Consider the following 6,580-nt stretch of genomic DNA (forward strand, 5'->3'; position numbering starts at 1 on the left):
CCCCATGCGGACGACCGTGCGCCAGGCGGCGCGGGCCACGCTCCAGCTCGCCAGGGCCGCGGCGCTGGCCTTCGGCTCGTACCTCTTCATCAGCGTGCTGCTGTTCACGGCCGCCGTCACCCTGCTGGTGGTCGGCGCCGGGATACTGCCCGAGACGGTGCTGCTGGTGCGCCGGATGGCCGGGGCCAAGCGGCGCCAGGTGGCCGCGTGGACGGGCCGGGAGATCCCCGAGGCGTACCTCCCGCTCACCGGGACGCTCCGGCAGCGGCTGCGCACGGTGGTCCGTGACCCCGGCACCTATGCCGATCTGCGCTGGATGGCCGCCCACTACGTGTACGGCTGCCTCGTCTGCCTGGCGGTGCCGCTGTGGGCGGCCGGTCTGGCCGTCGACGGCGTGCGGTGCGGGCTGCTGGGCCGCAGGGCGGTGGTCCTGCCGCTGATCGGCCGGCTCGCGGATCTCGACGCCGCCTGGTCGACCGCGCTGCTCAAGCCCTCGCCGAAGGCGCGGCTGGCCGTGCGTGTCGAGGAGCTGACCGAGACCCGGGCGGGCGCGATCGCCGCGCACGGCGCCGAACTGCGCCGTATCGAACGGGACCTGCACGACGGCACCCAGGCCCGCCTGGTCTCCCTCTCCCTGCGCATCGGCCTCGCGAAGCGGATGTACGACGGCGACCCGGTGGCCGCCCGCAAGCTCCTGGACGACGCGCAGGACCAGGCCGAGGAGGCGCTGACGGAACTGCGCCACGTCGTACGCGGCATCCACCCGCCGATCCTCACCGACCGCGGCCTCACCGGAGCCGTACGCGCCCTCGCCGCCGGCAGCGGCCTCGACGTGACCGTACGGGTGGAGGGTCTGGACGACGGGACACGGGACACCTCACGCGCCCCGGCGGCCGTCGAGGCCGCCGCGTACTTCGTCGTCGCGGAGACCCTGACCAACGTGGCCCGGCACAGCGGCACCGACCGGGCCGAGGTCCGGCTCGACCGGACGGCGACGGGGCTGCGGGTGCGGGTGCGCGACGAGGGCGGGGGCGGCGCCGAAGAAGCCCTCGCCGGCCCCGCCCCCGGGGCCGGCTCCGGTCCGGAGCCGGGCGGGTCCGGGCTGCTGGGACTGCGGCGCCGGGTCGCCGCGCTGGATGGAACCGTTGCCGTGACGAGCCCCGTCGGGGGCCCGACCCTGATCGAAGTGGAGTTGCCGTGCGTGTGGTGATCGCCGAGGACCACGCCCTGTTGCGGGAAGGGCTCGTCCTGCTGCTCTCCTCCGCCGGGCACGAGGTCGTGGCCGTGGCGGGCAGCGGGCCCGAGGTGGTGCCGGCGCTGCTCGCGCACCGCCCGGACGTGGCCGTGCTCGACGTACGGATGCCGCCTGGCTTCCGCGACGAGGGGCTGCGCGCGGCGCTCGCGGCGCGCAAGGAGATCCCCGGGCTGCCGGTGCTCGTCCTCTCCCAGTACGTCGAGGAGTCGTACGCCGCCGAGCTGCTGGGCGGCGGTGCGAAGGGCGTCGGCTATCTGCTCAAGGACCGGGTGGGCCGGGTGGACGAGTTCCTCGACGCCCTGGACCGGGTGGCGGCCGGTGGCACCGCGCTCGACCCGGAGGTGGTGACCGAACTCCTCACCCGCCGCCGGGACTCGCCCCTCGACTCGCTGACACCGCGCGAGCGCGAGGTCCTCAAGCTGATGGCCGAGGGCCATGACAACACGACCATGGCCGCCACCCTGGTCGTCACGGAACGGGCCGTGTCCAAACACATCGGCAATGTGTTCCTGAAGCTGGGGCTGCCGCCGAGCGACAGCGGGCACCGGCGGGTGCAGGCCGTCCTCACCTATCTGAACAACGTGCCCCGCCGTCCCGACGAGGGGGCGCCGCACCGCGGTTGACCGGAGCACCGCGCGTTGAACGGGCGGGCCGCCGGGTACGTACCCGTGGGCGTGATACGCCTTCTTCCGCACCGGCGGCACAGGCCGCGACCGCTGTACCCCTCGCGCCCCGGGCCCCGTCCCGTGGTGGCCGGGCTGATCGCCGCGGGGGTGCTGCTGCTCGCCGGATGCGGGGGCGGCGACACCGGCCGGGACCAGGCCGACGGCAAGGACCGGGCCACGGAGCAGGGCGGGGACCGGGCCTCCGAGCAGGACGGGAACCGGGCGGCCCCCGAGCGGCCCGCCGCCTCCGCCGCACCGTCCCCCCGGCCCGCCACGGTGGAGCAGCTCGCCGCCGCCGTCGGCTGCGAGGCCCGGATCAGGATGACGGTGGAGGACTACCGCCAGGGGGTCTGCAAGAAGGGCGACACCGCGTACACCCTCATCAGCTTCACCACCGACAAGGGCAAGCGCGAGTGGGTCGACTACGCGCAGATGTACGGCGGTGCCTATCTGATCGGCACGCGCTGGGTGATCGGCACCAACGAGAAGCGGCACGTCGAGTCCGCCCGGAGCAGGCTCGGCGGCTCGGTCGAGGAGGGCGAGGGCTACGCCTCCTCCGGCACCGGTGACGGTACGGGGACCGGGACCAGCGCCGGAGAAGACGTCTACGGCCCCTGAGGGGCCGGCCTCCCCGTTACCTGTAGGTCAGGTCGGAGGTGGCGTACTTGCAGTACGTGCTGTCCGGGCCCGAGCCGTTCTTCGTCGGCTCGGCACCGGTGCTGTTCCCGATGTACTTCTGGCACGGCACGATCTTCTTGCTGCTGTCCCCGACGATGGTGATACCGCGCAGGGTCAGCGAGTCACCGTAGTTGGTGTTGATCCCGCCGATGACCCCGCCGGGCGCGGTGATCTCCGTGTTGGTGACGTTGATCGTGCGTTTGTACTGCGAGGAGCAGTTGCCGCACGAGCGGACGAACGTCTTGAAGTCCTGGCCCGCGAAGTTGGAGATGTTCAGCGTGCCGCCGCCGTTGAACTGGAAGATCTTGTCCTCGGCCTTGCGCGCGCCGCCGCCGACGACGTTGAACGTCTTGCCGGTGCCGCGGAAGGTGGCCGCGTCCTCGCCGACGTCCTCCCACCACACGTTCTGGAGCGTGCAGCTCCCGGAGCAGTGGATGCCGTCGGAGGCGGGCGCGCCGATGATGACGTTCTTCAGGGTCGCGCCGTCGGCGAGCTTGAACAGCGGTTCCTGGTTCTCGTCCTGGCCGCCGGAGCCGAGGTCGCCGGTGCCGTAGTAGCGCTTCATGCCGCCGTCGACGGTGCCGCTGATCGGCTTGGTGGCGCCCACGGCCTCGCTGCCGTTGGCCGACGGCCAGGTGGCGGCCATCGCGGACGGCAGGGTCAGACCGGAGGTCAGCGCGCCGACGGTGAGGGCGACGGCGCCGAGGCCACCGGCGATCATCCGGCGCTTCCTGATGCCGAGTTGCTTGCCGTGCTGCTGGTCAGTCATGCGGAGGGGGCTCCTTGAGTCGCGTGGGCCGCTCGATCGGGGAGACATGAGCGGGGAGGTGCGGGGGAGGGAGGTCATGGGGTGGTGATGACCGGGCGGGGCGGCGTCGGCATGTTGTTGCCGATGAAGAAGCTGGGGTGCGGCGGCTGGTTGTACGCCGTGTTCTGCCAGGCCAGCGCCGTCCGGTACATCCGGTCGTGGAGCAGGGTGGTGATCTTCCGGTCGGTCAGGTGCGGGGTGGAGTAGATCCGCAGCGCCGTGTTGTCGGCGGTGGGCCAGATGACCTCCTCGCGCCAGTCGCCGAGGATGTCGCCGGAGAGCGAAGGGGTCGCCTTCGTCCCGTTGTTGGAGTGCACGCCGGAGGCGGTCAGCAGCCGGGTGTCGCCGGAGGTGCCGTACTTGTCGATACGGGTGGCGTCGACCAGTTCGCGCACCGGGTCGCCGTCCCACCAGGCCAGGAAGTTGACCGAGGACGGCTTGCGGCCCAGCGCGGCGCCGGTGGTGCTGCGCAGCGAGCCGTCCGCCGCCGACCAGGACTCGGCGCCGGGGCTGCCGGCCCAGATGTCGCCCGACACGCCGCGGCCGTTGTCACCGGAGGCCGGGGTCGACCAGAGGACCTGTCCGGTCCTGGCGTCCGCGAAGTACGACGACGGCTTCGAGGCGTCCTCGTCCACCTTGAAGTACTCCAGCCCCGGGCGGGACGGGTCGAGGTCGCCGAGGTGGGCCGCGTCGCCGTGGCCGTTCTTGTTCGTCCACAGCCCCGAGCCGTTGTCGTCGACGGCCATCGAGCCGTAGACGATCTCGTCCCGGCCGTCGCCGTCCACGTCACCGATGGTCAGCGCGTGGTTGCCCTGGCCGTCGTACCCCTTGCCGGTGTTGGTGGAGCTGTTGGTGTCGAAGGTCCACTTGCGGGTGAGCTGCCCGCCGGTGAAGTTCCAGGCGCTGATGACGGTACGGGTGTAGTAGCCGCGCGCCATGATCAGGGAGGGGGTGGTCCCGTCCAGATAGGCGGTGCCCGCCAGGAAGCGGTCCACGCGGTTGCCGTACGAGTCGCCCCACGAGGAGACGGTGCCGCGCGGCGGCACGTAGTCCACGGTCGAACGCACCGCGCCCGTCTGGCCGTTGAAGACGGTCAGGTACTCGGGGCCGGTCAGTACGTAACCGGAGGAGTTGCGGTAGTCGGCCGAGGCGCTGCCGATGACCTTGCCCGTGCCGTCGACCGTGCCGTCGGCGGTCTTCATGGCGACCTCGGCCTTGCCGTCGCCGTCGTAGTCGAAGACCTGGAACTGCGTGTAGTGCGCCCCGGAGCGGATGTTGCGGCCGAGGTCGATCCGCCACAGCCGCTGGCCCTGGAGCGTGTAGCCGTCGACGATCGTGTTGCCGGTGACCCCGGACTGCGAGTTGTCCTTGGCGTTGGTGGGCTGCCACTTCAGGACGATGTCGAGGTCGCCGTCCCCGTCGAGGTCGCCGACGGAGGCGTCGTTGGCCTCGTACGTGTAGTCGGAGCCGCCCGGCGGCACCGAGATCGGCACGTCGAGATAGCCCGGCCGGAACTGCGTCGCGCTGGGCGAGGCGGCCTGCTCCGTGCCGTTCACGACGGCCCGCACCGTGTAGTCCGCCGAGTTGGGCGCGTCCTTGTGCAGGTAGTTGGTGGTGGTGATCGGCTCGGTGTTCACCTTGAGCGTGCCGCGGTAGAGGTTGAACGTGACGTTGTCGGCGTCGGTCGCCAGCCAGCGCCAGCTCACCAGGTTGTCGTTGCCGGTGTGCACGCTCACCAGCCCGCGGTCCAGCCGCTCCATGCGCGCGGCGGCGAGCCGGACGTCCTGTGTGCCCGCGGACGGCGCGTCGGCCGCCTGGGCGGGCGCCGCCGCGGGGGACACGAGGGCGGCGACGACCGCGCCGGCCGGAGCGAGCACGCCCAGCAGCTTCCAGCCGCGGGCGCGCGGGCGTGAACTGCCCGGGGGTGGGGGTCTGAACCGCACGGAATCCTCCAGAGGGGGTGGGGGGTTGGGGCCCCTGTGCTCTCTGGTCGCCGCCGGTACGGGAAAGGTTGCCGCCCCGCGTCGGGAAAGTTTCGACGGCGCGGCGGCGGCGTCCTCCGGGAGGTTCTTCCCCCTCTGTTGCTCCCGCTCCCGCTGTTACTCCTGCGGCTTGCCGGCCTCCCGGGCGGTGGCCGCGACGACCGCCGCCAGCGCCTCGGTGATCTCGGCCTCCGAGGCGGTCTTGCCGATGCCCGACTCGTGGAGGATGCCCGTACCGTCCTCGTACTCCAGCAGCGCCAGCAGGATGTGCTCGGTCCCGACGAAGTTGTGGCCGAGCCGCAGCGCCTCGCGGAAGGTCAGCTCCAGCACCTTCTTCGCCCCCGCGTCGAACGGCACCAGCGCGGGCACCGTCTCCGCCCGGGGCGGCAGCGCCGCCGTCGCCGCCTGGCGGACGGTGTCCAGCGGGACGTTCTGGGCGACGATCGCCCGTGCGGCCAGGGTGTCCGGCAGGCCGACCAGGCCGAGCGTGAGGTGCGCGGTGCCGATCTCGTCGTTCCCCGCGGCGTGCGCCTCGTTCTGCGCGCCCACCACCGCGCTCTTCGCCCCCGGGGTGAACCGGCTGAACCCGTCGCTCGGTTCGAGGGTGGACGGCTCGCCGGGGGTCTTCGGTACGAAGCGCTTCTGGGCGGCCTGCTTGGTGACGCCCATGCTGCGGCCGATGTCGGTCCAGGAGGCGCCGGAGCGCCGGGCCTGGTCCACGAAGTGGCCGATGAGGTGGTCGGCCACCTCGCCGAGGTGGTCGGCGGCCACGACCGCGCTGGAGAGCTGGTCGAGCGTGTCGGAGTGGACCTTCTTGATGCCTTCGATCAGATCGTCGAGGCGGACGGGGTTGATGACCGGGACGGCGTTCTGGCTGAGGTTCTCGGGATGCTCCATACCGTCAACCTTAGGTTGACGATGGAGGGTCGTCAACCCGAAGTTGACGATTGTGTCGCGCGGATGCCCTTGCCTTCGGGTGCGCTCCAACTCCTAGGGTTCCGGCCATGGTTGAGACGCAGAGCAGGACCCTGGGAAACAGTGGGATCGACGTCGGCGCACTCGGTTTCGGTTGCTGGGCGATCGGCGGTGAATGGCGGAGGCCCGACGGCGCCCCCCCCCCCGGGGGGGGGGGGCCCCCACCCCACGAGATCTACGCCGCGCCCCGCGGGGCCCCCGCACGGCCCCACACTCT

6 protein-coding genes and 1 pseudogene are annotated in these 6,580 nt (G+C 72.0%); 4 read left to right on the forward strand and 3 right to left on the reverse strand.

The genetic code is table 11. The features are described 5' to 3' along the window. Positions 1–4: 4 nt before the first annotated feature. The 3 genes from ACFXPK_RS12510 (at position 5) to ACFXPK_RS12520 (ending at position 2,538) form a co-directional block, all read left to right on the forward strand. Positions 5–1,210, forward strand: a complete 1,206-nt coding sequence (locus ACFXPK_RS12510; RefSeq protein ID WP_385074568.1) for a histidine kinase — start codon at positions 5–7, stop codon at positions 1,208–1,210. Then, positions 1,198–1,878, forward strand: a complete 681-nt coding sequence (locus ACFXPK_RS12515; protein ID WP_384992134.1) for a response regulator — start codon at positions 1,198–1,200, stop codon at positions 1,876–1,878. Before ACFXPK_RS12510 ends, ACFXPK_RS12515 begins: the two co-directional genes overlap by 13 nt. Positions 1,879–2,004: 126 nt before the next feature. After that, positions 2,005–2,538 carry a hypothetical protein gene (locus ACFXPK_RS12520; RefSeq protein ID WP_385074490.1) on the forward strand — a complete coding sequence of 178 codons (534 nt, stop codon included), beginning with the start codon at positions 2,005–2,007 and terminating at the stop codon, positions 2,536–2,538. 16 nt (positions 2,539–2,554) lie between these two features. Here ACFXPK_RS12520 and ACFXPK_RS12525 read toward each other — a convergent pair whose 3' ends face one another. The 3 genes from ACFXPK_RS12525 to ACFXPK_RS12535 all read right to left on the reverse strand — a co-directional run bounded on the left by ACFXPK_RS12525 (position 2,555) and on the right by ACFXPK_RS12535 (position 6,285). Beyond that, positions 2,555–3,367 (reverse strand): pectate lyase, encoded by an 813-nt coding sequence (locus tag ACFXPK_RS12525; protein ID WP_385074492.1) that lies wholly within the window; start codon positions 3,365–3,367, stop codon positions 2,555–2,557. Positions 3,368–3,441: 74 nt separating this feature from the next. Further along, positions 3,442–5,349: a rhamnogalacturonan lyase gene (locus tag ACFXPK_RS12530; protein ID WP_385074494.1), complete on the reverse strand. Its 1,908-nt coding sequence runs from the start codon at positions 5,347–5,349 to the stop codon at positions 3,442–3,444. Positions 5,350–5,505: 156 nt separating this feature from the next. Beyond that, positions 5,506–6,285: a Clp protease N-terminal domain-containing protein gene (locus ACFXPK_RS12535; protein ID WP_385074497.1), complete on the reverse strand. Its 780-nt coding sequence runs from the start codon at positions 6,283–6,285 to the stop codon at positions 5,506–5,508. Positions 6,286–6,392: 107 nt separating this feature from the next. Between ACFXPK_RS12535 and ACFXPK_RS12540 the strand changes: the two are divergent. After that, positions 6,393–6,505, forward strand: a pseudogene (locus ACFXPK_RS12540) (aldo/keto reductase); the annotation flags it as partial. Positions 6,506–6,580 lie beyond the last annotated feature (75 nt).

It is taken from the genome of Streptomyces sp. NPDC059142, from assembly GCF_042755665.1.
In the GTDB taxonomy this organism is placed as follows: domain Bacteria; phylum Actinomycetota; class Actinomycetes; order Streptomycetales; family Streptomycetaceae; genus Streptomyces.

Bases quoted from the DNA above. Each gene is read 5' to 3' on its own strand.
- ACFXPK_RS12535 (WP_385074497.1), bottom strand. From the start codon at position 6,285: ATGGAGCATCCCGAGAACCTCAGCCAGAACGCCGTCCCGGTCATCAAC.
- ACFXPK_RS12525 (WP_385074492.1), bottom strand. From the start codon at position 3,367: ATGACTGACCAGCAGCACGGCAAGCAACTCGGCATCAGGAAGCGCCGG.
- ACFXPK_RS12510 (WP_385074568.1), top strand. From the start codon at position 5: ATGCGGACGACCGTGCGCCAGGCGGCGCGGGCCACGCTCCAGCTCGCC.